The sequence below is a fragment of the Antarctobacter heliothermus genome, from assembly GCF_002237555.1.
Taxonomy (GTDB): Bacteria; Pseudomonadota; Alphaproteobacteria; order Rhodobacterales; family Rhodobacteraceae; genus Antarctobacter; species Antarctobacter heliothermus_B.
This window is the reverse complement of record NZ_CP022540.1, coordinates 3,673,376-3,699,114: the sequence shown is the minus strand read 5'-3', so window position 1 is coordinate 3,699,114 and position 25,739 is coordinate 3,673,376. Positions and strand designations below refer to the sequence as shown.

General features: G+C 60.8%; 17 protein-coding genes. 12 read left to right on the top strand and 5 right to left on the bottom strand.

What is annotated here, in order from left to right:
• Positions 1-5 precede the first annotated feature (5 nt).
• Positions 6-893: an SMP-30/gluconolactonase/LRE family protein gene (locus ANTHELSMS3_RS17545; protein ID WP_157733557.1), complete on the bottom strand. Its 888-nt coding sequence runs from the start codon at positions 891-893 to the stop codon at positions 6-8.
• Positions 894-1,030: 137 nt separating this feature from the next.
• Between ANTHELSMS3_RS17545 and ANTHELSMS3_RS17540 the strand changes: the two genes are divergently transcribed.
• Together ANTHELSMS3_RS17540 and ANTHELSMS3_RS17535 are read left to right on the top strand one after the other, a co-directional pair.
• Positions 1,031-2,206: an RsmB/NOP family class I SAM-dependent RNA methyltransferase gene (locus ANTHELSMS3_RS17540; protein ID WP_094036011.1), complete on the top strand. Its 1,176-nt coding sequence runs from the start codon at positions 1,031-1,033 to the stop codon at positions 2,204-2,206.
• Between the two features lie 85 nt (positions 2,207-2,291).
• Positions 2,292-4,586, top strand: coding sequence for an ATP-binding protein (locus ANTHELSMS3_RS17535; protein WP_439098653.1), 2,295 nt, complete (start codon positions 2,292-2,294; stop codon positions 4,584-4,586).
• Between the two features lie 81 nt (positions 4,587-4,667).
• Here ANTHELSMS3_RS17535 and ANTHELSMS3_RS17530 read toward each other — a convergent pair whose 3' ends face one another.
• Positions 4,668-5,258: a gamma-glutamyl kinase gene (locus ANTHELSMS3_RS17530; protein ID WP_094036010.1), complete on the bottom strand. Its 591-nt coding sequence runs from the start codon at positions 5,256-5,258 to the stop codon at positions 4,668-4,670.
• A 170-nt stretch (positions 5,259-5,428) separates the two neighbouring features.
• Here ANTHELSMS3_RS17530 and recA point away from each other — a divergent pair, with 170 nt between their 5' ends.
• The 4 genes from recA to ANTHELSMS3_RS17510 all read left to right on the top strand — a co-directional run bounded on the left by recA (position 5,429) and on the right by ANTHELSMS3_RS17510 (position 10,695).
• On the top strand, positions 5,429-6,496 hold the full coding sequence (gene recA / locus ANTHELSMS3_RS17525) for a recombinase RecA (RefSeq protein ID WP_094036009.1): 1,068 nt from the start codon (positions 5,429-5,431) through the stop codon (positions 6,494-6,496).
• Positions 6,497-6,656: 160 nt separating this feature from the next.
• A complete protein-coding gene (alaS, locus tag ANTHELSMS3_RS17520; RefSeq protein WP_094036008.1) occupies positions 6,657-9,335 on the top strand; it encodes an alanine--tRNA ligase in 2,679 nt (892 codons plus the stop codon).
• 1 nt (position 9,336) lies between these two features.
• Complete coding sequence (locus ANTHELSMS3_RS17515) at positions 9,337-9,624, top strand: DUF1330 domain-containing protein (RefSeq protein ID WP_094036007.1); 288 nt, start codon at positions 9,337-9,339, stop codon at positions 9,622-9,624.
• Positions 9,625-10,428: 804 nt separating this feature from the next.
• On the top strand, positions 10,429-10,695 hold the full coding sequence (locus ANTHELSMS3_RS17510; protein WP_094036006.1) for a hypothetical protein: 267 nt from the start codon (positions 10,429-10,431) through the stop codon (positions 10,693-10,695).
• 613 nt (positions 10,696-11,308) lie between these two features.
• On the opposite strand, the gene typA is transcribed toward ANTHELSMS3_RS17510, so the two are convergent.
• Positions 11,309-13,126: a translational GTPase TypA gene (gene typA / locus ANTHELSMS3_RS17505; RefSeq protein ID WP_094036005.1), complete on the bottom strand. Its 1,818-nt coding sequence runs from the start codon at positions 13,124-13,126 to the stop codon at positions 11,309-11,311.
• Between the two features lie 310 nt (positions 13,127-13,436).
• Between typA and ANTHELSMS3_RS17500 the strand changes: the two genes are divergently transcribed.
• Positions 13,437-14,021, top strand: coding sequence for an outer membrane protein (locus tag ANTHELSMS3_RS17500; RefSeq protein ID WP_094036004.1), 585 nt, complete (start codon positions 13,437-13,439; stop codon positions 14,019-14,021).
• Positions 14,022-14,097: 76 nt separating this feature from the next.
• Here the strand turns inward: ANTHELSMS3_RS17500 and ANTHELSMS3_RS17495 are convergent, their stop codons facing one another.
• Together ANTHELSMS3_RS17495 and ANTHELSMS3_RS17490 are read right to left on the bottom strand one after the other, a co-directional pair.
• Positions 14,098-14,427 carry an SMR family transporter gene (locus ANTHELSMS3_RS17495; protein WP_094036003.1) on the bottom strand — a complete coding sequence of 110 codons (330 nt, stop codon included), beginning with the start codon at positions 14,425-14,427 and terminating at the stop codon, positions 14,098-14,100.
• Positions 14,428-14,560: 133 nt separating this feature from the next.
• Positions 14,561-16,099 carry a trimethylamine methyltransferase family protein gene (locus ANTHELSMS3_RS17490; protein WP_094036002.1) on the bottom strand — a complete coding sequence of 513 codons (1,539 nt, stop codon included), beginning with the start codon at positions 16,097-16,099 and terminating at the stop codon, positions 14,561-14,563.
• Between the two features lie 305 nt (positions 16,100-16,404).
• Between ANTHELSMS3_RS17490 and ANTHELSMS3_RS17485 the strand changes: the two genes are divergently transcribed.
• The 5 genes from ANTHELSMS3_RS17485 to ANTHELSMS3_RS17465 all read left to right on the top strand — a co-directional run bounded on the left by ANTHELSMS3_RS17485 (position 16,405) and on the right by ANTHELSMS3_RS17465 (position 25,738).
• On the top strand, positions 16,405-16,974 hold the full coding sequence (locus ANTHELSMS3_RS17485) for a PDC sensor domain-containing protein (protein WP_094036001.1): 570 nt from the start codon (positions 16,405-16,407) through the stop codon (positions 16,972-16,974).
• A gap of 42 nt (positions 16,975-17,016) precedes the next feature.
• Positions 17,017-18,771: a methyl-accepting chemotaxis protein gene (locus ANTHELSMS3_RS17480; protein ID WP_094036000.1), complete on the top strand. Its 1,755-nt coding sequence runs from the start codon at positions 17,017-17,019 to the stop codon at positions 18,769-18,771.
• A 242-nt stretch (positions 18,772-19,013) separates the two neighbouring features.
• Complete coding sequence (locus ANTHELSMS3_RS17475; protein ID WP_094035999.1) at positions 19,014-22,415, top strand: DUF2126 domain-containing protein; 3,402 nt, start codon at positions 19,014-19,016, stop codon at positions 22,413-22,415.
• Positions 22,416-22,417: 2 nt separating this feature from the next.
• Entirely contained in the window at positions 22,418-24,817 is a 2,400-nt protein-coding gene (locus ANTHELSMS3_RS17470; protein ID WP_094035998.1) for a circularly permuted type 2 ATP-grasp protein, read from the top strand.
• Between the two features lie 3 nt (positions 24,818-24,820).
• Entirely contained in the window at positions 24,821-25,738 is a 918-nt protein-coding gene (locus tag ANTHELSMS3_RS17465) for a transglutaminase family protein (protein WP_094035997.1), read from the top strand.
• The last annotated feature ends 1 nt before the right edge of the window (position 25,739 follow it).

The following is a 25,739-nucleotide window of genomic DNA, read 5'->3' as shown; positions in this document are numbered from 1 at the left end:
GTCTGTCAGCCGGGAAAACGGGTCTGGGGAACGCCTTGTACGCCAAGCCCGGTGATTGCAAAAAGCCCTCCGGCCTGCGGCTGTTCGGTGCCCGGGGTAACGCCCGCGCCGAGGGTGGTCAAATAGAGAGTGTCCAGGTTTGGACCGCCGAACATCGGACGCGAGGGGCGTTCAATTGGCAGGTCAATGGTTTGGTCAAGTCGCCCATCCGGTGTGATCCGGTATAGCTGCCATCCTCCAACGCCCGCCTGCCAATAGCAGCCGTCGGCGTCCACCGTGCCGCCATCCGGCCTCCCGGCCACGTCACGGGTGTCAAAGAACAACTCTGGCGGGCCGGGTGTTCCGCTGTCCAGATCATAGTCGCAGACGTAGATGTTTCGGACCGCCGGGAAGCTGTCCGAAAAATACATGCGCGTGCCATCAGGTGAAAAGGCTAGTCCGTTGCAAGTATAGAACACGCTGCGCCAGGCTGTGACCGAATGATCGGCATCCAGCCGGTAAAAGGTACCGGAGGGCGGTTCTTCGGGTGCGATGGGATCGTGCATGGTGCCGGCCCAGAACCGGCCTGCCGGGTCAGTCTGGCCGTCGTTGAACCGGTTGCCTGGCAGATGCGCCTCTGGGTCGGCGATCGGGGATAGCGCGCCGCTGTCCCAGTCCAACACCTTGAAACCTTTGCTGGTGGCAAGGACCAGACCACTCTGTTCGCGCAGGGCAAGGCAGCCGACGGGTTCCCCGACAGTGCGGGTTTCGGTTGTGCCGCACGTCACGTCGGTACAATGGACCAGCCCGACGGGAATATCGACCCACCAGAGCCGTTGCGTGTTCACGTCCCAGACGGCTCCTTCGCCGATGGCGCTGTGGTTGTCGACCAGACAGTCGATCGAGATGCCCACTGAAACCTCCGGGTTCATCGCTTCGGCGCGACCCTAGCCGCAATTGGTGTCCAGCGCCAAGGGGCTGGTGTCAGGTCTCGTCAAATCGGGCACACTGCGTTAGGCAGGCCGCATCTTGCCGCCCCGGAGACCTGCCCATGACCCCTGCTGCCCGCGTTCAGGCCGCTATTGATTTGCTCGATCAAATGTCCTCGGGACGCCCAGCCGAACAGGTGCTGACGACATGGGGCAGGACGTCGCGCTATGCCGGATCAAAGGATCGCGCGGCGGTGCGCGACCTAGTGTTTGACGCGCTGCGGTGCTGGCGGTCGGCGGCGGTGCAGGGCGGCGGTGAGAGTGGCCGGGCCCGTATGTTGGGGGTGCTGCGCCTGCGCGGCGACGATCCCGAGACGCTCTTTACCGGCCAGGGCCATGCTCCGGCAGAGTTGAGCGATGCCGAACGTGGCGCTGGCCGTGCTCCAACGGGCAACGAGGCGCTGGATTTGCCCGACTGGCTGGCGACGCGGTTTCGCGACAGTTTGGGAGAGGCGGCCGACGAGACGGCGTTGGCGTTGCGGTCTCGGGCGGATGTATTTCTGCGGGTCAATGTACTTTGGGGCACGGTCAGTCAGGCAATGGCACGGTTGGCCCAAGATGGCATCATTGCCGCGCCGCATTCACTGTCACCGACGGCGCTGCGCGTGTCCGAAGGAGCGCGGGCAATTGCTCGCAGCGACGCCTATCTTTCGGGTGCGGTAGAATTGCAGGACGCGGCTAGCCAAGCGGTGGTGGACGCGCTGCCCCTGCGGCCCGGTTTGTCAGTGCTGGACTATTGTGCGGGTGGGGGCGGCAAGGCGTTAGCGATGGCGGCCCGCCTCGCGGGCGGTAGAGTCGACGCCCATGACGCCGCGCCGCAGCGGATGGTCGATCTGCCCGCTCGCGCGGACCGGGCTGGGGCGGATGTTCGCATCGTTCAAAAACCGCGTGGATCCTACGACCTTGTGTTCTGTGATGTGCCCTGTTCCGGCAGCGGGGCATGGCGACGCGCGCCCGAGGGCAAGTGGCGACTGACTCAAGCGCGGCTGTCAGAGTTGTGCGCGATTCAGGCAGGCATCCTCGACCAAGCTGCGCGGCTTGTCGCGCCGGGGGGATGCCTGGCCTATGCGACCTGCTCCGTCCTTGGAGAGGAAAATGCCGAGCAGGTGCGCGCCTTTCTGGCGCGTGCCCCAGGATGGCGGATCGAAATGCAGCGCCAATTCCTGCCGTCGGACGGGGGGGATGGATTTTTTGTTGCCGTTTTTCGAATGAGCGATGACACAAGTCCACAACTTTGACGCGAAATCTCTGGACGGTTAACGTGCTCTTAACGGAGTTGATGGGCATACTCGTAGGCAATGATTCGTGATTTCGGGGGATGGCGTGGAGGCGACAATCGATATTGCGCGCAAGCGCCAGGGCGGACTGTCCCCTGTGCTGGGCGCAGCGACCTTGGTGGTGCTTGCCACCTTATCGCTGATGGTGTCGCAAATCGCCGAGGTCCGCACGGTCGAAGTGGTCGCATTGGCCGCAACCGGGGCATTTGGCTGTCTGGCCGTGGTCTGGCTGGTGGTCGATCGGATCACGGGCGGGCGGATGCAACGGCGCGTGGCGCAATTGGCCGATTTTGTCGAGACGGAGCCTGCGTTCTGCTTTCTCACCGATGCTGAGGGGGTTGTTTTGCGTGCCAATCAGGCCGCGCGGAACCGGTTCGCCTGCAAGGATGAAGACCGTCTTTCGGCGTTGTTACGGGATGTGTTCGCCAGTTCCGAAGGCATCGTTTACCGGATGCAGCAAAAAGCACTGCGTGAGGGCGCGGCGGTCGAGGATGTGACCAGCCACTCCGAAGGATACCGCATTTATGTGCGCGCCTTCCATGCCGACGTCATGCTCTGGCGGCTGGAGAATGAGTCTCAGCGTGCGGGCGGACGCACGCGGGCCGATCTTGCGGTGATTTCACTGGGGCGCAATGGGGCGGTTCTGTACATGAACCCGGTCGCGCGTGAACTGGTGGGGCAGCGGGTCAAGCGGCTGGACGACATCTTTGCCGATCTGCCTTTGCGCACCGACGGTGTCCATTGCCTCAAAGGTAGCCACGCAGGACAAAGTGTGCTGGTTCACAGCGCGGATATCGGCGGCGGGCGACAAGAGCTTGTACTGTCGCCGATCGCCGAGGATGCGGGCCGTCAGGACCTTATGGGCAGTTTCGACGGGCTTCCAGTGCCTTTGCTCAAGGTGGCACCGGACGGCGCGGTCATGCGCGCCAACCCCGAGGCGCGGCGGCTGTTGAACCTTGGCCAAGGAGAGCCGGGGCATGTGGCAGAACACATGGAGGGCTTGGGCCGTGCCATCAAGGACTGGTTGCGAGAGGCCGCCGATGGCCGTGGCCTGCACCGGTCCGAATTCCTGCGCCTGACCCGCGCCGACCGAGAGGTTTTTGTTCAGGTCACCCTCAACCGCGTGATCGAAGAGGGGGAAACCGCGCTGATCGCCGTGTTGAACGACGCGACAGAGTTGAAAACTCTGGAGGCGCAATTTGTCCAAAGCCAGAAAATGCAAGCCATCGGACAGCTTGCGGGTGGCGTTGCGCATGACTTTAACAACCTGCTGACCGCAATTTCAGGGCATTGCGATCTGTTGCTCTTGCGCCACGATCAGGGCGACCCGGATTATGGCGACCTCGTGCAGATCAACCAGAACGCCAATCGCGCGGCGGCGCTGGTCGGACAGTTATTGGCGTTTTCGCGCAAACAGACCATGCAACCAGAGATCATGGACCTGCGTGACACGCTGTCCGACCTTGCTCATTTGCTCAATCGTCTTGTCGGCGAAAAGGTCCGCCTGACGCTCAAACATGATCCGATCCTGCCGCAGGTACGCGGCGATCGCCGTCAGTTGGAACAGGTCATGATGAACCTTGTGGTCAACGCGCGCGATGCCATGCCCGAAGGCGGCGAAATCGTCGTGGAAACCGAATCCCGAACTCTGAACGAGCCGATGACCCGTGACCGCGCCGTTGTGGCGCCGGGCATCTATGTATCCGTCCGGGTGACGGATGAGGGTATCGGCATCCCGCAGGACAAGCTGCAAAAAGTGTTCGAGCCGTTTTTTACCACCAAGCGCACAGGAGAGGGCACCGGGCTAGGGTTGTCGACCGTTTACGGGATCGTCAAGCAGACCGGAGGTTTCATCTTTGTCGACAGCGTAGTGGGGCAGGGCACCTGTTTCACCCTGCTGTTCCCGGCTTTTGAAACCCCGCGACAAGAGGCCCCGGTGGCGGTTCAGAAAGAAGAAAGAAAGCTGCCCGAACAGGGAACCGGCGTCGTTCTTCTGGTTGAGGATGAAGCCCCGGTGCGCGCCTTTGCGGCCCGCGCTCTACGCCTTCGCGGCTACACGGTGATTGAGGCGGAAACCGCTGAGGACGCGTTGAATACGCTGGACGATGATGAACTTGCGGTCGATATTTTTGTCACTGATGTCGTGATGCCGGGCATGGATGGGCCGACATGGGTGCGCAAGGCACGCGAACGGCGCCCGGATACATCTGTGGTCTTTGTTTCGGGCTATGCCGAGGATGCCTTTGGCGAGGGCAGCGAGGAGATCCCGAATTCTGTTTTCCTGCCGAAACCTTTCTCGCTATCGGATCTGACAGAAACGGTTCACCGGCAATTGAATTGAGGCCGCACTGACGGCTAGTTGAAGAGGCCCGCGGTCAACAACCGTCATTCCCGACCGGGCTAGGCTTTCAACACCGCGAGGTCAGAGCGCGCTGTCCCATACCTCGAAATCCGCCGCACATTTCCGTCGCAGCTTGGCTTCGGTGCCCGGCGACAACGTCAGGTCACGGCTGGGCGATACATTCTCTCGTGGGAGATCGATGGTAGTCTGCAACCGCTCTTCGAGAAAACCGATCAGACCTGACTGGTTCTCGTATTTGAACAGGTGTGACACCGCCACGCCATTGGGGCGGGGCTCGACGAATTTTGCCTGACCGCCGACGTTCGCGTAGGGCGGGCGATCCCCTTGGGCATAAGCATCGCAGAACGCATCGAAGCTCATGCCGCGAGTCGAGGTTGGCTTGCCCTCCAGAAAGCCGCGTTGTCGGTAACGATACCATGACCCCAGCCAGTCGACGGGTTCGCGGATCACGGCCAGCAACTCCATCTCACCGCCGACCTTGTCAAACATCGGACGGAAGAACCGGTTATAGCGATAGATTGGCGCGTGTTTCAGTTCGGGCGGGTCGGACACGACCATGGAAGCCACTTGCCCAAGCGCGCGTTCATAGGCCGAAGTCCCCGTCTTGGGCACGGCCAACATCACCAAACGAGCCTTCCAGAACACCAGCATTCAAATTGTTCCCGTTTTGTAAACCTTGCCTTAACCCTCGCGCAGCAGAGTGGGAAGGGAAAGATATGACTTGAAATGTTCACGTTTTGACCTCATAGCGATAGGAACAAGAGGTGAACGAAAGCAGCGATTGCCGCGCTCCTCGGCATATGGAATAAGGATCGAAACGCATGGCAACGGCAGATCTTCTAAGTATGGACGATAAGAAAAAGGCTGAAAAGCAAAAGGCCCTGGACAGTGCGCTGGCCCAGATCGAACGGCAGTTCGGCAAGGGGTCCATCATGAAGCTGGGCGGCGAAAACGCGATCCGGGATATCGAATCGACGTCGACCGGATCGCTTGGTCTGGACATCGCGTTGGGGATCGGCGGGTTGCCCAAGGGGCGGATCATTGAAATTTATGGTCCGGAAAGCTCTGGCAAGACCACGCTGACGCTGCATGTGGTTGCCGAAGAGCAAAAAAAGGGCGGTGTTTGTGCCTTTGTCGATGCAGAGCATGCCCTGGACCCGCAATACGCGAAAAAGCTGGGCGTCGATCTGGACGAACTGTTGATTTCCCAGCCCGACACCGGCGAACAGGCGCTTGAAATCGTGGATACGCTGGTGCGTTCCGGTGCGGTCAATCTTGTGGTTGTCGACTCCGTCGCCGCGCTGACCCCGAAATCAGAACTTGAAGGCGACATGGGCGACAGCAGCGTCGGCGTGCATGCCCGCCTGATGAGCCAAGCCATGCGCAAGCTGACAGGTTCGATCAGCCGGTCAAACTGCATGGTCATTTTCATCAACCAGATCCGGATGAAAATCGGCGTCATGTTCGGCTCGCCCGAGACGACCACCGGCGGCAACGCGCTGAAATTCTATTCCTCTGTGCGTCTGGACATCCGCCGTATCGGTGCGATCAAGGACCGGGATGAGGTTGTCGGAAACGCCACTCGCGTCAAGGTGGTCAAGAACAAGGTGGCGCCGCCGTTCAAACAGGTGGAATTCGACATCATGTATGGCGAAGGTATCTCGAAGATGGGGGAGTTGATTGATCTAGGGGTCAAGGCAGGTGTCGTCGAGAAATCCGGGGCTTGGTACAGCTACGGCGATGAGCGGATCGGTCAGGGGCGTGAAAACGTCAAGACCTACCTGCGTGAAAACAAGCGCGTCGCCTATGATATCGAGGACAAGATCCGCGCGGCGCACGGGCTGGAATTTGACATGCCCGAAGACGATCCAGACCTGACCGAAGACTGACCAGCGGGCTAAGTGATGATCAAAGGGCGCCGTACAGGGCGCCCTTTTCCTTTACCGCGCCTGCGCAACCCATCGATCCTGACCGGATCAAGCGGCGGTGGACACTGACCGGCGGCGCGGATACATCTGCGCCGATCACTCGCCCGCGAAGAGGCCCGACATGGCAAGCCTGAACGACATCCGCTCTACCTTTCTGACCTATTTCGAGAAACAGGGGCACGAGGTTGTGTCCTCCAGCCCACTGGTGCCGCGCAACGACCCGACGCTGATGTTTGTCAACTCGGGCATGGTGCAGTTCAAGAACCTGTTCACGGGAGTTGAAAAGCGCGATTACAACCGCGCCACGACCTCGCAGAAATGCGTACGCGCTGGTGGCAAGCACAACGATCTTGATAACGTGGGCTATACCGCGCGCCACCACACTTTCTTTGAGATGCTTGGGAACTTCTCTTTCGGAGACTATTTCAAGACGGATGCCATTCCATTCGCCTGGGAATTGATCACGAAGGAATTCGGCATTGATCCCAAGCGCCTGCTGACAACGGTCTATCACACCGACGACGAGGCGTTCGAGATCTGGAAAAAGGTCGGTGTGCCCGAGGACCGGATCATTCGGATCGCGACCTCTGACAACTTCTGGCAAATGGGGCCGACAGGCCCCTGCGGGCCTTGCACGGAAATCTTCTACGATCACGGCGATCATATCTGGGGCGGCCCTCCGGGCAGCGCTGATGAGGATGGCGACCGCTTTATCGAGATCTGGAACGTCGTTTTCATGCAGAATGAGCAGTTCGAAGACGGTTCGATGAAGGCGCTCGACATGCAGTCGATCGACACCGGCATGGGGCTGGAGCGGATCGGCGCCCTGTTGCAAGGCAAACACGACAACTATGACACGGACCTGATGCGCAGCCTGATCGAGGCCAGCGCAGACGCGGCCAGCGTCGATCCCGACGGGCCGGGCAAGATGCACCACCGCGTCATTGCCGATCACCTGCGGTCGACCTCGTTCCTGATTGCCGACGGGGTCATGCCGTCGAACGACGGGCGCGGCTATGTTTTGCGCCGCATCATGCGCCGGGCCATGCGCCATGCGCACCTGCTGGGCGCGCAGGATCCGATGATGTACCGTCTTGTTCCGGCGCTGGTGCGTCAGATGGGGCAGGCCTATCCGGAACTGGGGCGCGCGCAGGCGCTGATCGAGGAAACGCTGAGATCCGAGGAGACCCGTTTTAAGGCGACGCTGGATCGCGGTCTAAAGCTGTTGGATGACGAACTTGCAGGTCTGGACGCCGATGCGCCCTTACCCGGAGCGGCAGCCTTCAAGTTATATGACACCTTTGGCTTTCCGCTGGACCTGACGCAGGACGCGTTGCGCGAAAAGAACCGCACGGTCGATGTCGACGGCTTCGACACGGCGATGCAGGAACAAAAGGCGCGAGCCCGTGCTGCATGGAGCGGATCGGGCGAGGCGGCGGATGCGACCGTCTGGTTCGATATTGCCGACAGCCACGGCGCCACCGATTTTCTGGGTTACGACACGGAGACGGCCGAGGGTCAGGTGCTGGCACTGGTGGTGGACGGCAATGCTGTCGATACGCTGGCAGAGGGCCAAAGCGGCTGGGTCGTGCTGAACCAAACGCCCTTTTATGGCGAGTCTGGCGGTCAGGTGGGCGACACCGGCTGGCTACGACGTCTGGAAAATGAAGACGAAGGTGCGACAGTCACCGACACGCAAAAGATGGCCGGTGGCAAGGTTCTCGCCCATCTTGTGACGGTCGATCGTGGTGCGCTGTCCATAGGGGACGCGCTGCAATTGGAGGTGGACCACACCCGTCGGTCCGCCATCCGTGCCAACCATTCGGCCACGCACCTGCTGCACGAGGCGCTGCGCGAGGCGCTTGGCGATCACGTTGCACAGCGCGGCTCTCTTAACGCGCCGGATCGTTTGCGGTTTGATTTCAGCCACGGGCAGGCGCTCAGCCCTGAGCAGTTGCGCGCGGTTGAACGGGACGTGAACGGATTTATCCGCCAGAACGCAGCCGTCAGTACGCGAATCATGACGCCGGACGACGCGCGCGCAATTGGCGCGCAGGCGCTCTTTGGTGAAAAGTACGGTGATGAGGTCCGAGTGGTGTCGATGGGGGTCCAGAGCGGCTCTGGCAAAGGTGCCGAAGGGCAAACCTATTCGATCGAACTGTGCGGTGGCACTCATGTCGGCCAGACCGGCGACATAGGCCTATTTGTCACATTGGGTGACAGCGCATCCAGCGCGGGTGTGCGCCGGATTGAGGCGCTGACCGGCGCTGCGGCTTTTGAATACCTGACGCAGCAGGATCACCGGCTGGCCGAAGTGGCCGGTGCACTGAAGGCAAGTGCCGTCGATGTGCCGGGGCGGGTCAAGGCGCTGCTGGACGACCGCAAGCGCTTGGAAGGCGAAGTGGCGCAATTGCGCCGCGAACTCGCCATGGCGGGCGGTGCGGGGCAGGGTACTGGCGCGGAATCGCGTGAAATCAACGGGATCAAGCTGGTTGCTCAGGTGTTGACTGGGGTGACGGGCAAGGATTTGCCGCCGCTGATTGATGAGCACAAGGGGCGGATCGGCTCTGGTGTGGTGCTGCTGATTGCGGATGCGGGCGGCAAGGCCGCCGTGGCCGCGGGCGTCACCGATGACCTGAAGGGCGCGCTGTCGGCGGTGGATATCGTCAAGGCGGCGGTGGCCGAACTGGGTGGCAAGGGCGGCGGTGGTCGCCCGGACATGGCGCAGGGCGGTGGTGCCAGTGCCGACAATGCAGAGGCCGCCATCAAGGCCGCCGAAGCCGTGATTGAGGGAATTTAAGATGCCAGCACTCTGGATAGCACATGTAACTGTAACCGACACCGAGGCCTACGGCAGATACGCCGAACTGGCGGGGCCGGCCATTGCCGACCATGGCGGGGTCTTTGTCGCGCGTGGCGGACGGTATGTGCAACTTGAGGGCAAGGAACGCCCGCGCAACGTTGTGGCCCAGTTTCCGTCGGTCGAGGCGGCTGTGGAGTGCTATCAGTCCGATGCGTATCAGGAGGCACTGAGCCATGCGCGTGGCGCCTCTGAACGTGAGCTGATGGTGGTCGAGATCACCGAGTAAAGCCATTGGCCGACTTGCGCCGGTCCTTTGCCGGATCGGCGCAGGTAGACTGATCGGCCTGCGACCCGCGTGCACAGCGCAGTTGGTTGCGGTCAAAGATGCTTTGGTCACATTTGATGGCTTGACCGGCGACCAAGGACTTTCTGGCATTCAAGAGGTCTGCTGATCCAGAGCAACAGGCCGACTGCGAAGGTGCTGTCGGGCGTTGTGGTCTCCTTGATGGACGTGCTTCGCCGACATCAGATGTTTCAAGTATCAGTTTGACCGCGCGTAGAGAATTTGGCCTGCGGACCGAATTTTCTGGCAGTTAATCTCTGCCCTGTGCGCACCTTGTGCACGGATGGACAGGGCATCGGGTTCTGAGGTTGTGTGTGGGCGCAACTGTTCAGGCTGATCGCCTTTACGGGCTGGATGCTTCGCGTCTGACAATGCCATCGCGCCGGGCCTTGGAAAGGACATCGGCACCTTTTTGCCCGCGATTCATTCGATTTGAGCGGTCTCCTGCCGCGGTATTTTCGCGGGCTTTGGGAGAAAACTGATTCGTGCGACATTGCGGCCAAGTGTTTGGTTGAGCCGTTAAATTTTTCGATTCCGAGAACTGTTCCCGATACAGAAAAATTCTCGCGCGTCGGTTCTGGCTGGACCGTTGCAAAACTATGGCACCTCCACCACAGAATCCCTGATTTCGAATGGAAAATGGGTGGTTTGTGGAATTTTGCTCTGCCAAGTCAGGAATTCCTGTCGCGCCTCCCCGAATTTCTTGGCTAGAGTTTGGATACCTTCAATTTTCTTGGGAGAAAGTTAATGAAAAAAGTTCTTGCCGGCGCACTTCTGGCAGCGTCCTTTGCTGCACCCGCAATGGCGTGGGAAGGCAACGTCGTTGCCTGCTACGACAAAGTCTGGGTTCCAGCCAAGTATGGCTACAAACAGCACCTGATCATGGCGTCCCACACCGAGTGGGAATACAAGAATGGCCAGATGATCAAGGTCCATTACCCGGCTGTCTACAAAGAGTCGAAGCACATGGTCAAAGAAGGCTACTATGTAGCCAAGAAAGCGGCCTGCAAGTAATTTGCGCGCATCGAAATAAGAAAGGCGCGGGGTCTGCCACTTCGCGCCTTTTTTCTTTTTCAACCCGATGGATGGGTTTGGCGAAAAGGGGCGAATTGGTCGGTACCGTTTTCTCCGAAACACAATGTTGATGTCTTGAATGCCATCGATTCAGACGCAGCGATCTTAGCGCTGGTTCGGATGCCCACATGCGCTGAGCGCGAACCTTTCCCGTTACGGCGTTCCGACATAACGCGCATGAGCCTTTCGGGATGACATAGTTTTCGAAAAGAACACCGAGAGGACGCCAGGCTTACAGTCAGTCCGGTTCGATCCGCAGAGACATAATCGGGGTCAACGCCTCAATGCCTGTCTAGGCGCAATGAAATAGACCCAAGTACTCCCTGAGGATCTCTTGCAAAGTTCCAAATGCTTACGCGGCTAGGCAAGTGTTTATCGCGGGTATCAGCGGTGGCCCTGTGCGAAACGCAGCAGACATGTGGAACAAGGTCTGCTGCGTCGCTGTCCTCACCGACTTCAGTTCGTTGTCGCAGGGCACCTGCGCGGACGCCGCAACTGCAACACATGTTGCCATTGCGGATCCGGCAATACGCGCCCTACGGACCAAAATCCCTTAGATAGACCGCGCCATACGCTTGCGCTCATGCGGGTCAAGATAGCGTTTGCGCAGGCGGATCGCGTTTGGCGTGACCTCTACCAGTTCATCGTCGTTGATATAGGCGATGGCCTCTTCTAGCGAGAGGGTGATCGGCGTAGTCAGTCGAACTGCCTCATCGGTGCCGCTGGCGCGCACGTTGGTCAGTTTCTTGCCCTTGAGCGGGTTCACCTCAAGATCGTTCTCGCGGCTGTGTTCGCCGATGATCATGCCCTGATAGATCTGGGTCTGCGCGCCGATCATCATTCTGCCGCGATCTTCGAGGTTCCAAAGCGCGTAGGCGACAGCTTCGCCAGATTCCATGGAGATTAGAACGCCAGCGCGGCGGCCTGGAATCGGCCCCTTGTGCGGGGTCCAGCCGTGAAAGACGCGGTTCAGAACGCCTGTGCCGCGTGTGTCGGTCAGGAACTCGCCGTGATAACCGATCAGCCCGCGTGACGGCACATGCGCAATGATGCGCGTCTTGCCAGCGCCAGCGGGGCGCATCTCGACCAACTCACCCTTGCGGGTGCCGGTCAGCTTTTCAATGACTGCGCCAGAATATTCGTCATCCACGTCGATTGTAGCCTCTTCGACGGGTTCCAGCGTCTTGCCGTCTTCTTCGCGCAGGATCACCTGCGGTCGTGAGATCGACAGTTCAAACCCTTCGCGGCGCATGTTTTCGATCAACACGCCCATTTGGAGTTCGCCACGACCGGAGACCTCAAAGGCCTCGCCGCCGGGAGTGTCCTTAATGCGGATGGCGACGTTTGTTTCGGCTTCTTTGTACAGTCGGTCGCGGATCACGCGGGACTGGACCTTTTTGCCGTCACGACCAGCCAGCGGGCTGTCGTTGATGCCGAAGGTGACTGTGATGGTCGGCGGGTCGATGGGCTGCGCTTCCAGCGGTTCATCGACGGCCAGCGCGCAGAGCGTGTCGGCCACTGTTGCCTTGGTCATGCCCGCGAGGCTGATAATATCGCCGGCTTCGGCCTCGTCGATGTCTTGCAGATTCAGGCCCCGGAACGCCTGAATCTTGGTGACGCGGAACTGTTCGATCTTTTGACCGATGCGCGACAGGGCCTGCACGGTCTGGCCCACCTTGACGCGACCGGATTCCATGCGCCCGGTCAGCAGGCGACCGACAAAGGGATCGGCACCCAGCGTCACGGCCAGCATCCGGAAATCATCGTCGACCTGTTTGACCTGCTTGGGGGCAGGGACGTGGTTCACGATCAGGTTGAACAGCGCATCAAGGTTCTTGCGGGGGCCGTCCAGTTCTGCATCGCACCAGCCAGAGCGGCCAGAGGCGTATAGGTGCGGGAAATCAAGCTGATCTTCATCCGCGTCGAGGTTCGAGAAAAGGTCGAACACCTCATCCAGCGCGCGGTCCGGTTCCGCGTCCGGCTTGTCGACCTTGTTGAGCACGACGATCGGGCGCAGGCCCAGCGCCAGCGCCTTGGAGGTGACGAACTTGGTCTGCGGCATCGGGCCTTCGGCGGCATCGACCAAAAGGACAACCCCATCCACCATCGATAGGATGCGTTCCACCTCGGCGCCGAAATCGGCGTGGCCGGGGGTATCCACGATGTTGATGCGTTTGCCTTTCCATTCGACGCTCGTCGCCTTGGCAAGGATGGTGATCCCGCGTTCGCGTTCAAGGTCGTTGGAATCCATGGCTCGTTCGGCCACGGCCTGATTGGCGCGGAAGGCGCCGGATTGTTTCAGCAGCTCGTCGACCAGTGTTGTTTTGCCGTGGTCGACGTGGGCGATGATCGCGACGTTGCGCAAATCCATTAGACGTTTCCTTTGTCCGGAGTTGGCGCGGGCGTAGCCGGGACGCGGCAAAAAGGCCAGAGCCGTTTTGCCGCAAGTCTGTTGCAAGGGTGGAACAGGTCACGGTTGCGAGAGCTTCGGAGGGAACCGGCGGGCTTTTGCCGGAGGATTGGCTGTCCTCAGCGGCCTTTGGCCGGTCGAGCGTTAATTGGCAGGACAAACGGAACAAGTCGCGATCCCATCCGTTGAAAGGGCATGACGGACGGATACATCCGATTGCGATGACGCGCTGCCTCAAGAGCGGCGTTTGGAACCAGAGAAGGAGACAGTCATGAAATCGAGCATTTTTGCCCTTGTTGCAGCGACGGCAACCCTTGGAGCGGCCCCGGTTCTTGCCGGCAGCCTGGACGACACACCGGTCGAGGTTGTGCCCGCAGCCCCCATCGTGCCAGTTGCACCGATCGGTGTCGACTGGACCGGCCTCTATGGCGGTCTGTCGCTGGGCAATATGAACGCCCAAGGTGCCGGCACCTCGAACAACGGCACCATTTTTGGCCTGCATACCGGCTATGATTATGACTTTGGCAAGGTCGTCGTGGGTGGCGAGTTCGAATATCAGGCCGGCGATGACTATGATCTTGGTGGCGTGGACGTGGACAACGTGATGCGACTCAAGGGTCGGGTTGGCTACGAAATGGGCCAATCTTTGCTGTACGGCACGGCCGGTGTCGCGCGGATCGACACCGCACTGGGTGATGCAACCGGCCCCGTGGGTGGCGTTGGTCTAGAGTACCGTGTGAACGACCGTGTCTCGATCGGTGGTGAGGCGCTGGCACACAGCTTTGACGATGTTGGTGGATCGGGCGTTGACGTCGACGCGCAGACCTTCTCGTTGCGGGCGTCTTTCCGCTTCTGATGTCCCCCCATTTAGCGGAAGGGCACCGTCCCCCCGGAGCATGCGCTCCGGGGGGATTTTTTGTGGGTCTCACTGATTAGTGCGGTGACGTATCTGAAAACAGGTGGATGACCAGAATTCCGGTTAGAATGAGACCCATCCCGAGGACGGCGGCCAGATCCAGCTTTTGGCCGAAAACCACCAGACCGATGGCCGCGATCAGGACAATCCCAAGCCCCGACCAGATGGCATAGGCAATGCCGACGGGAAAATACTTCAACGCGATCCCCAACAGGTAGAACGCCGCGCCATAAGCAAGGATCACGATGATCGTCGGCCCCACCTTTGTGAACTGTTGGCTGGCCTGCAACGCGGTGGTGCCGATGGTTTCGGCCAGCACGGCAAAGGCAAGGATCAAGTAAGGCATCTAACTCTCCGGACTACTCGGTAAACGGTGCGCGTTTGCACCGATGCCACGGCCCGGTCCCGGTCGCAAGATACAGGCCTGGCCGGGGCACGGCGCGGACAGGGGCTCTGCATCCCTGTGCGGGGGCGCGGTATCAGGCGGGCAGGTGGATGTTGAACCGGGCCCGGATCGCTGCGTCAGTTGCGGGATCGAACCGTGCCGCGCTACGGCTGTTCAGGATCGCGTCTTTGCGGGCTGTTGCGTTCACCAGCAGATCGGGTTTCTCCTTTTCCTCCCATTCCTTGGGGGAACTGCGGTTGCCCAGTTTGGGATAGACGTGATCGCGCTGCATCCGGCCCAGCGTCGCGTCGGTGCCAAGGTAGTGGCCCGGTCCGTTCAGGCAGACATCGCGCATTTGCTCCAGTGCAAGTGTTTCGTCGTCGACCTCAATCCCGCGCACGCAGCGCAACGCCTGACCGATCAGGTCGTCGCCAAGGATCAGGCTTTCGTGGCAAAACCCCAGCAGTGAGGCATGCATCCCTGCCGCCTCGTAGACCATGTTCAGGCCCGACAGCCCGGCCATGACGTTTGTGCACATCTGCTCCCACCCGGCCTGCATGTCCGGCAGTTTGGAATCCGATGCCCCGCCCGTGGCGCCGCCGGGCAAACCGTAAAAGGCGTGCATCTGAGCACAGCCCGAGGACAACAGCGCCTGTTCGCCCGATCCGACGGTCATGGCCCCGGACCGCAGGTCCAAGCCAAAAGGCCAGGTGCCAAAAATTGCGGGATGGCCCGGTTTCATTGCGTTCACATAGACCACGCCAGCCAGACATTCGGCCACCGCCTGCACGATAGCCCCCGCGATGGTAGAGGGCGCAGTGGCGCCTGCCATGCCCGCGCTCAGCAACAACACCGGCATGCCGCCGCGAATACACGACTCCATAGTCTCACAGCTTTCGGTGGCGAATTTCATCGGCGGCACGACAAAACAGTTGGAGTTCGACACGAACGGTCGCGCGCGCCATGCGTCCTCGCCACCTGCGATCAGGTGCAACAGTTCCAGTCCCTCAGCCACATGGGAGGGGTCGGAAAAAGAGGTGCCGACATGTTTGGTTGTGCCGGCGCAGCAGGCGTAGATGGTGTTCAGGTCCATCTCACGGTTGTCGGTGATGTCGCGGGCCACCATAGGCCGTTGCAGAAAATGGATATTGTCCAGCACATGTGCAATCCGCGCGGCGTCGTGCAGATCCTGCACGGTGCTTTCGCGGTAGGCGCGCCCGGCAACATCGACCATGTGTACAGCAGCACCCGCAGTGCCGTAGTGAACGCGCTGGCCCGACAGATCCATGTCAAATCGCGGGTCGCGGCCACACAGCGTCAGATCGCGGCACGCCTTGGCCAGCATATCCTCGACAAGCGCGGGTGAGAACCGCAGCCGCCCGTCATCCCCCAGCCGGGCACCGGCAGCGGTCATGATCTCGATTCCGGATGTAGGCGCATCTGCAAGGCCGATCTCATCCAGCGCCAGCAGAGCGGTAGCATGTATCCGGTCGACCTGAGCGTCGGTCAGCGGCCGGAATTTTCCGCCGGTCATGCCGGGGCGAACGGGGCGAATGTCATCGGAAAGGGCGGCTGCGCGAGAGGCGACACGGGCGGCGCGGCCACCGCTACGGCGGGAGAGGGGTGCGGTCATGATCGGAGTCCATTTTTGGGGGAACGCTTAAAGGCAGGTCAGAGGCAGCGAACGTGGTCCGGCCGACCACGCGCCGCACGTCCGCGTCGGGCGCCGATCTGGCGCAAGATCAAAGAGATGGTAGCATTTTCCCAGCACATGAGGGCCAGCGTTCCCGACAGATCAGGTCTTGTCTGTGCCGAAAACGACGCCATGTCGCTTTCGCTCTGGTGGCGAAAATGAATTCAATTTTACAGACGGTTAAGGGCGCATAAATGCGCCGTGCTTAATGTGCGAGCACCCGAATCCAACACCGGAGATGTTTGATGACTCGCGCTTTTCTTCTTTCGACGGCATTGATTGTGGCGGCTCCGGCGGCCATGGCGGTTGAACCGCACGTCGCGATGCAGGCCTATGTGGATACCCAAATCCTGACCTGGGCGCATGATGATACGATCATTGACGCGATTGCGGTCCAGAACACCCTGACCGAGGGCTACGACGCCGTCCGGATCGATGCACTGGACAAGACTTGGCGTGCCGAGGTCGGCACCGGCTCTGACATGGTGGATGGGGTGCTGACAAACGCCGCAGCCGATTTCCTGCGCACACAGATTGCCGCCAGCGGCGGCATGATCACAGAGGTCTTTGTCATGGACGCACAGGGGCTGAACGTGGCGTCCTCGGGTGCCACCTCTGACTATTGGCAAGGGGATGAGGCCAAGTTTCAGGAAACCTATCCCAAAGGCGCTGGTGCCGTACATTTCGGCGAGATCGAATTTGACGAATCCAGCCAGACTTATCAGGCCCAGATCTCCGTCACGATCACGGATCCGGAAAGCGGCACGCCGATCGGGGCGATGACAATTGGAATCGATGCCGAAGCGTTGATGTAACACCTCACAACAACAAAATACCAATGGGCAAGGAACGCGAGCATGACACAGGACGGCAAGACGCGGCTTGGGGCCGGGCTGCATTCGGTATTCGTCAGATGTGCGGCGATCATGGCTATCACCACAATTGTGGTGGCGGGCGTGATCTCGGTTCAGGCGACGTCGCTGATCAAGGGGCTGGCAGTCAAGGGCGTCGTAGACATGGCGGCCAAGACGGTGGAGCGCAACGCCGAGGCCCTGGCCAAGCCGATCAAGTTCAAGGTCATGCCCAAGATTGAGGAAATGACTTCGGCCGCATTGACTGCGGCCGGAGCGGATGGAAGCGCCATAGCGGTTCTGGATGTAGAAGGCACGTTGCTGGCGACTGCGGGCGACGATCCGGCACTTGTGGATGAGGTGGCCGCGCTGGCCCGTACCGTACTTGCTAATGGGACGCGGCAGGTGTCGAAACAGGGGTTGATCGTCGCGGAGCCAGTAATGGCCGGGCCAGAAGGGCCAGTCATTGGTGCGCTTGTCATGGCCTGGAACGCCGATGCGGCGCTGGCGGCAGTTGGTGCCGACAGATTGCGCATTCTGCTGACGGCGGCGGCGGTTTTTGTCGTGCTGATGGCGGGCACGCTGCTTGTGTTGCAGCGCAGTCTGGGACGCCCTCTGCGACAAGTGACCGAAGCCATCAACCGGATTTCACGCGGTGACTATGAGACCGAAATCGGCATGGCCGGACGTCGGGATGAGTTCGGAGAGATCGTCACGCATATGGGCTCTTTGATTGGAGCGCTGAGTGACGCGCGTACCGCGGAAGAGGCGCGCGCCGAGAACATGGAACGGCAGGTCGAAATGGTTCACCATCTGGGCGCAGCACTGGACATGCTGGCCGATGGCGTGCTCAACCGTGAAATCCAGGCTGAATTCCCCGAAGAATACGCAGCTCTTCGCACCAACTACAATCGCGCGGTCACCAGTATTCGGCAGGTGATTGACGAGGTGTCTGCCAGTGCGGGCAGTTTGCTGGACAATGCCAATCAGATCTCCTCCGCTTCGGATGATCTGGCACGACGGACGGAAACTCAGGCCGCCACGCTGGAGCAATCGGCCGCGGCGCTGGAAGAATTGTTGAGCAGCGTCACCGCCGCAGCAGAAAACGCGCAGAACGCGGATGAACAGGTGCGCCAGACCCGCGATATTGCCGAGCGCAACGGGCAAGTGATGAAATCCGCCATCGAGGCGATGGGTGCGATCGAAAAATCCTCGGACAAGATCAGTGAAATTACCAATGTGATCGACGACATCGCATTTCAGACCAATCTGCTGGCGCTCAATGCGGGGGTTGAGGCGGCCCGGGCCGGGGAATCCGGCAAGGGGTTCGCTGTGGTGGCCACAGAGGTGCGGGGCCTGGCGCAACGCAGTGCTGCGGCCGCCCAACAGATCAAGGACCTGATCGCCGGCGCCGGAGAGCAGGTGACCAGTGGCGTCAGGTTGGTCGAAGAGGCCGGCGGCGCATTGGACGATGTACTGGCCCGCGTTGCCGATGTCTCAAAGATGGTCAGCGGAATTGCCAACAGCGCGGGTGAGCAGGCGCAGGGCTTGCAGGAAATCAATGTCGGCGTGTCGAACCTTGACCGGGTCACGCAACAAAACGCCGCCATGGTCGAAGAGGCCACAGCTTCGGCGCACATGATGCGTGGGGATGCCAACGCCCTGAGCGAAACTGTGGGCCGGTTCACCACGCATGGCGAAGGCCCTTCACACCGGTCCGCCAGAACACCTGCCGCCCGAGCAGTGGAACAAGCGGCCTGAACGTACCCGCCGAAAGACCGTGATCAAATGCCGCCGCAACCCTGCGGTGGCGGTCATAAAGCCGGCGGGTGCAGCCCGATTTCCGTTCGACTGCACAAATCGCGGGCATTTTTCGTCAGATGTCTCTGAGTTGCGGCATTGCTCGTCCGAATGCGCATCGAATTTGGCAACGGGTTTACATCCACGCCCGCGAAGGGTTCTGTGGAAGTAGGAAAACGCAACTCGGTACAGACGGGAAAACAATGGCGATTACGGCGAGCATTCGGCACCTCACGCACTACAAGTATGACCGTCCGGTCACGCTGTCTCCGCAGATCATCCGACTTCGTCCTGCACCTCATAGCCGAACACGGGTTATCAGCCATTCGCTCAAGGTGTCGCCAGAGGGCCATTTCGTAAATCACCAGCAGGACATCTATGGCAACTGGCTGGCCCGTTTCGTCTTTCCCGAGCCAGTGACGGAATTCCGGATCGAGGTCGATCTGGTTGCTGACATGACCGTCTACAACCCGTTCGATTTTTTCGTGGACGATGTGGCGCGCGAATGGCCCTTTTCTTACCCCGAGGACATTTCCGCCGACCTTGCGGTCTATCGCAAGGCCGTGCCGATCACACCCAAGGTCAAGGCCTGGGTGGAAAAGGTGCCGCGCAAGAAGCAGGTCACCATCGACTTTCTGGTTGAGTTGAACCGCCAGCTGGAGGAGCAGATCGACTATCTGATCCGCATGGAGCCAGGCGTACAGACACCCGAAGAAACGCTGACCAAGGGATCTGGCTCTTGCCGTGACACCAGCTGGCTTTTGATCAACATCTTGCGCCATCTGGGCTTTGCCACGCGCTTTGTCTCGGGCTATCTGATTCAGTTGAAACCGGATTTGGAAGCGCTTGATGGCCCGTCGGGCACCGATCATGACTTTACCGATCTGCATGCGTGGTGTGAGGTTTATCTGCCGGGCGCAGGCTGGGTCGGCCTGGACCCGACCAGCGGGTTGCTGACCGGCGAAAGCCACATTCCACTGGCCGCGACCCCGCATTTCAGCAATGCCGCGCCAATTGTCGGCGGCTTTGAAGGGCATGAAGACACCAAAACCGATTTCGACTTTGCGATGGAGGTGACGCGCATTGCTGAACACCCGCGCATCACCAAGCCGTTTTCGGAAGAAAGCTGGGAAGCGCTGGATGCATTGGGCCAGAAGGTCGACGAGGAGATCGAAGCGGCCGACATGCGCCTGACCATGGGCGGTGAACCAACTTTTGTGTCGATCGATGATTTCGAAAGCCCCGAGTGGAATACCGATGCTGTCGGTCCGCAAAAGCGCGCGCTGGCCGATCAACTGATCCGGCGCCTGCATGACAAATTCGCGCCTGGGGGGTTCCTGCATTACGGGCAGGGTAAGTGGTATCCGGGCGAAACGCTGCCCCGCTGGACGTTTTCGCTATACTGGCGGCATGACGGCAAACCAATCTGGCGCAACAAGGATCTGGTGGCCCGGGAAACGGACAAATCCGCGACCGAGGTTGACGCCGAACGCTTCATGACAGGCTTTGCCAAATCGCTGGAGATTGGCACGGAATATGTCCAACCGGCCTATGAGGACCCCGCTGTCTGGATACTCAAAGAGGCAGAGCTGCCTGAAAACGTGACACCCGAAGATTCACGCCTGAAGGACCCCGAGGCACGCCAAAGGATTGCGCGCGTGTTTGAGCGCGGTCTGGACAAGCCCGCCGGTTTTGTCTTGCCGATCCAGCGCTGGCAATCGCGTGCCTTTGGCCGCGGCTGGAGGTCGGAACGCTGGCGCGCGCGGCGCGGCCATCTGTTCCTGATCCCCGGCGACAGCCCGGTGGGCTTTCGTCTGCCTTTGGGGACGCTCCCCTATGTCAGCCCGTCCAATTTTCCTTACGTCTACCCGGCGGATCCCAATGTGCCGGTCGACGATTTACCTGATTTCCTTGAAATGGACGACAAACGGCAGGCCGTGTTCGAGGAACTGCGCCGCATCGCCCAAGAAGAGCGTGACACGCTGCCCGAAACCACACCGGGCCGCGAGCAGCCGGTGTCGGCCCTGCGCGGCGATGAGCCGTCAGAGGCGCTGCGCGAGCAGGCCGTCACGCCAGACGGGGCCACGGTGCGGACTGCCATTGCGGTGGAACCGCGCGACGGAAAACTGTGCCTATTCATGCCGCCGGTCGAACAACTGGAGGACTATCTTGAACTGATTGCAGCGGCGGAATCCACGGCTGATGCACTGGGTCTGCCGCTGCACATCGAGGGCTATACCCCACCACATGATTCTCGTCTGAACGTCATCAAGGTCGCGCCAGACCCCGGCGTGATCGAGGTCAACGTACATCCGGCGTCCAGCTGGAAAGACTGCGTCGACATCACCAGCACGGTCTATGACGAGGCTCGTCAATGTCGCTTGGGTGCGGACAAGTTCATGATCGACGGCAAGCACACCGGCACGGGCGGCGGCAACCACGTTGTCGTGGGCGGCGCAACCCCGATGGATTCGCCCTTCCTGCGACGACCGGATTTGCTGCGCTCCTTGATCCTGTACATGCAGCGTCACCCCTCGTTGTCCTATCTGTTCTCGGGCACCTTTATCGGACCGACTAGTCAGGCCCCCCGGATCGACGAGGCGCGGCACGACACGTTGTATGAACTTGAAATCGCCATGTCGCAGATCCCCGACCCGGATGAAGGGAGTGCACCGCCGCCATGGCTGGTGGATCGCCTGCTGCGCAACATCCTGATCGACGTGACCGGCAACACCCACCGGGCAGAGATCTGCATCGACAAGCTGTATTCCCCTGACGGCCCGACCGGGCGTCTTGGTCTGGTGGAATTCCGCGGATTTGAGATGCCGCCCGATCCACGCATGAGCCTTGCGCAACAAGTGCTGATCCGTGCGCTATTGGTGCGGTTGTGGAAATCGCCGATCAAGGGCAAGCCAGTGCGCTGGGGCACCACGCTGCACGACCGGTTCATGTTGCCAGAGTTTGTCTGGGCGGATTTCATGGATGTTCTTAGCGATCTCAAGGAGCATGGTTTCGACCTGCGGCCGGAATGGTACGAGGCACAGCGCGAATTCCGTTTCCCCTTTGCCGGTGAGATAGAGGCTGATGGCGTTCACCTTGAGGTCCGTCAGGCGCTGGAGCCATGGCATGTGTTAGGCGAACGCGGGGCAATCGGTGGCACGGTGCGCTATACCGACAGTTCGGTTGAGCGAATGCAGGTGCAACTGACCGCCTCTGACCCGGATCGCTATGTCGTCTGCTGCAATCAGCGCAAGGTGCCGATGACTCAGACGGGGGAAAACGGGCGTCGCGTGGGCGGCGTGCGGTTCAAGGCGTGGCAACCGGCAGAGGCATTGCACCCGGTTTTGCCGGTGGATGCGCCGCTGATCTTTGACATCTTCGACACGTGGTCGGGGCGGGCAATTGGCGGATGTACCTATCATGTGGCACACCCGGGCGGGCGGAGTTACGACACGTTCCCGGTCAATACCAATGAGGCAGACGCCCGTCGGCTTGCACGGTTCGAGAAACAGGGGCATACGCCGGGGACTTATCAGCCTGCCACCGAAAGCCCGCATCCGGAGTTTCCAATGACCCTTGATCTGCGCCGCGCCCCCTGGATCTGACTATGGTCGACCCCGGCGCCGCTGCACCGGCGCGCAAGGCGCCGCTGGAACATTATCAGCCACCCAAAGGGGTGGCTGATGAATTGTTGCGGCGTGACGGTACCCTGCGTCCGGCGTGGAAGCCGATGATTGATCATCTGGCGGGGCGCGATCCCGGCCAGGTCGCACAGGATTTTGCCCGTGGTGAACTGTATTTGCAGGACGCGGGTGTCTACTATCGCCAGTACACGGGCGACGAGTCCGCCTTGCGGGATTGGCCGCTGAGTCACATTCCGGTCATCATCGGAGAGACAGAGTGGCGCGACCTTGCCGCCGGGATCGAACAGCGTGCCGAGCTACTGGAACGCACCATGGCGGACCTGTATGGATCTGCCGATCTGGTCAAACGCGGGCTGTTGCCGCCACAGCTGATCGCGCGCAATCCAGAATGGCTGAACCCGATGGTTGGGGTAAAGCCGCGCTCAGGACACTATCTGCATTTTCTGGCCTTTGAGATCGGGCGCTCGCCCGACGGCAGTTGGCTGGTGCTTGGCGATCGGACTCAGGCACCGTCGGGCAGTGGCTTTGCTTTGGAAAACCGCATGGCCACCCTGCGTGTCTTTCATGAGTTATACCCGGAGGCGAATGTGCAACGCCTCGCCGGGTTCTTTCGCAATTTCCGGGACCGGTTGACCCAATTGCGCGGCACCGAGCAGGGGCAGGTGGCGATCCTGACGCCCGGCCAGCACACTGACACCTATTTCGAACACGCCTATATCGCCCGCTATCTGGGGTTCCTTTTGCTGGAGTCTGAAGATCTGGTGACGGTGGATGGTCGCCTTATGGTGCGCACCATCAGCGGGCTGGAGCCGGTCAGCGTGCTGTGGCGTCGCCTTGATTCACGTTTTGCCGATCCGCTGGAACTGGATGAGACATCGGCGTTGGGCACGCCGGGGATGGTCAGCGCCCTGCGATCTGGGTCGGTGACTATGTTGAATTGCCTAGGCTCCGGCGTGCTGGAGGCGCGGGCGCTGATGGCCTTTCTGCCACGCATTTCAGAGGCGCTGCTGGGTGAGCGGCTGAAACTGCCCAATATCGCCACCTGGTGGTGCGGACAGGCCAAGGAACGCGCCTATGTGCGTGACAATTTGGAACGGATGATGATCGGGCCGGCGCTGTCGACCGATCTGCCCTTTGATTACGACAGCACAACGGCGCTTGGCGGTCGGTTTCGCGACAATGCGCGCGGTCCGGTGCTGGATTGGTTGGAAAAGAACGGCGGCAATCTGGTCGGGCAAGAGGCGGTCACGCTGTCCACGACCCCGGCGATGATTGACGGCAAGCTGGTGCCACGCCCCATGCTGGTGCGGGTCTTTGCGGCGCGCACGCGCGATGGCTGGACCGTGATGCCGGGCGGTTATGCCCGTATCGGACGCAACGGCGATCCCACAGCGCTTGCCATGCAAAGCGGCGGGTCGGTGGCCGATGTCTGGGTCGTGGGCGACCGTCCCGTTGCGCCGGACACCCTGTCGGGTCAACAGCCCGGGCCCTTTGTGCGGCGGATGCCGGGACGTCTGCCCGCGCGGGCCGCAGACAACCTGTTCTGGCTGGGCCGATATGTGGAACGGGCGGATTTCACCGCCCGGACCCTGCGCGCCTACCACCTCCGGCTGGAGGATCACGGCGGCACGCCGATGCCCGTGTTCGACCAGTTGGGCCGCTTTCTGGAAGGGCGCGGGTTGTATCTGTCGCAACCCATGCCGGATCTGTTCCTGACCCTGCTGGAGAATGCCCGCGGCTGTGCGAGCAAGGTGCGTGATCGGTTCTCGGATGACGGTTGGTACGCTCTGGATGAGTTGGAGACCGCCGCCCGTGCGCTGTCCGGGGCAGTAGAGCCGGGCGATGCCACCGGCCGCGCGCTCAGCCAGTTGCTGCGCAAGTTGGCGGGATTTGCCGGTCTGGTGAATGACAACATGTTCCGGTTTTCCGGCTGGCGGTTCATGTCAATGGGCCGCGCGTTGGAACGGGGTGTTCAGATTTCCGATCTGCTGGCGGTGTTCTCTGCCAAGGGCGCGCCGCAGGGCAGCCTTGATGCCGCGCTGGAAATCGGTGACAGCGTGATGACCCACCGCAGGCGCTATTCGGTCGAAACCAACCGCAATACGGTGGTCGACCTGTTGGCGTTGGATCCGGAAAACCCGCGCTCAGTGATATATCAGGCCGGGGTGTTGCTAGATCAACAGGCGAAACTGCCCCGGCGCAACAAAACCAGCCAGCTCAGCACGGTAGGACGCCGCATCTTGCGGTTCCACACCGACCTCAGCGTTGCCTCGCCAGAGGATCTGGACAGCGCGGCGCTGGCCAAGGTGGCCGATGATTTGCAGGCCGTGTCGGATGCCATCCACAACGAGTACATGGGGTAGGCGATGCTCTACGACGTAACGCTCGAAGTGCGCTATGCTTACAATTTGCCTGCTGCCTCTGCACGAATGCACCTGCGCATGATGCCGGGCAGCGGGGCGGCCCAACGGTTGGTGACCGGCCTTTTGGTGGCGGACCCGCAACCGGCCTATCGCCTCGATCGGGTGGATTTTTTCGGCAACGCGCTGACAGAGATCACCTACGACACGCCGCTGGATGCTGTGGATTTTCGGTTCATCGGGCGCATACAGCGCATGGACCTGCCCAATGAACTGGATCTCTCCTGTGCCTTGCAGGACATGCCGCGCGAACTGTCAGAGGTGCCGTCACTTGCGCCGGAATCGCCGCACCATTTCATGGGGTCTTCGGACCGGGTGGCGCCTGTGCCTGAGATCAGCGCCTTTGCCCGCAATCTCACGCGGTTGGACCAGCCTGTGTTGAAGGTGGTCGAGACCATCGCCCATGCGCTACATGAGGAAATCACTTTTGATTCGACTGCAACGGATGTGACGACCGATCCGGCAGAGGCTTTTGCCAACCGGCGCGGTGTGTGTCAGGACATCAGCCACATCATGATAGCAGCGCTGCGTGGGATCGGAATCCCGGCGGGCTATGTTTCTGGCTTTCTCAGGACCGAACCGCCAGAAGGGCAGGAACGTCTGGCGGGCGCGGACGCGATGCACGCCTGGGTGCGGGCTTGGTGCGGTACTGAAATGGGCTGGATCGAGATCGACCCGACCAATGACATGCGGGTCGGGTCCGATCATATCAGCGTGGCGGTTGGCCGCGACTATGCCGACGTGGCCCCAGTCAAGGGATCGTTGCGCAGTTCGGGGCTGCACAGCACGCGACACAGCGTCGATATGGTCCCGGTGCCGGACAAGGGCCCGGCAGAGGACCGCAGCCGCAGCACAACCGACTAGA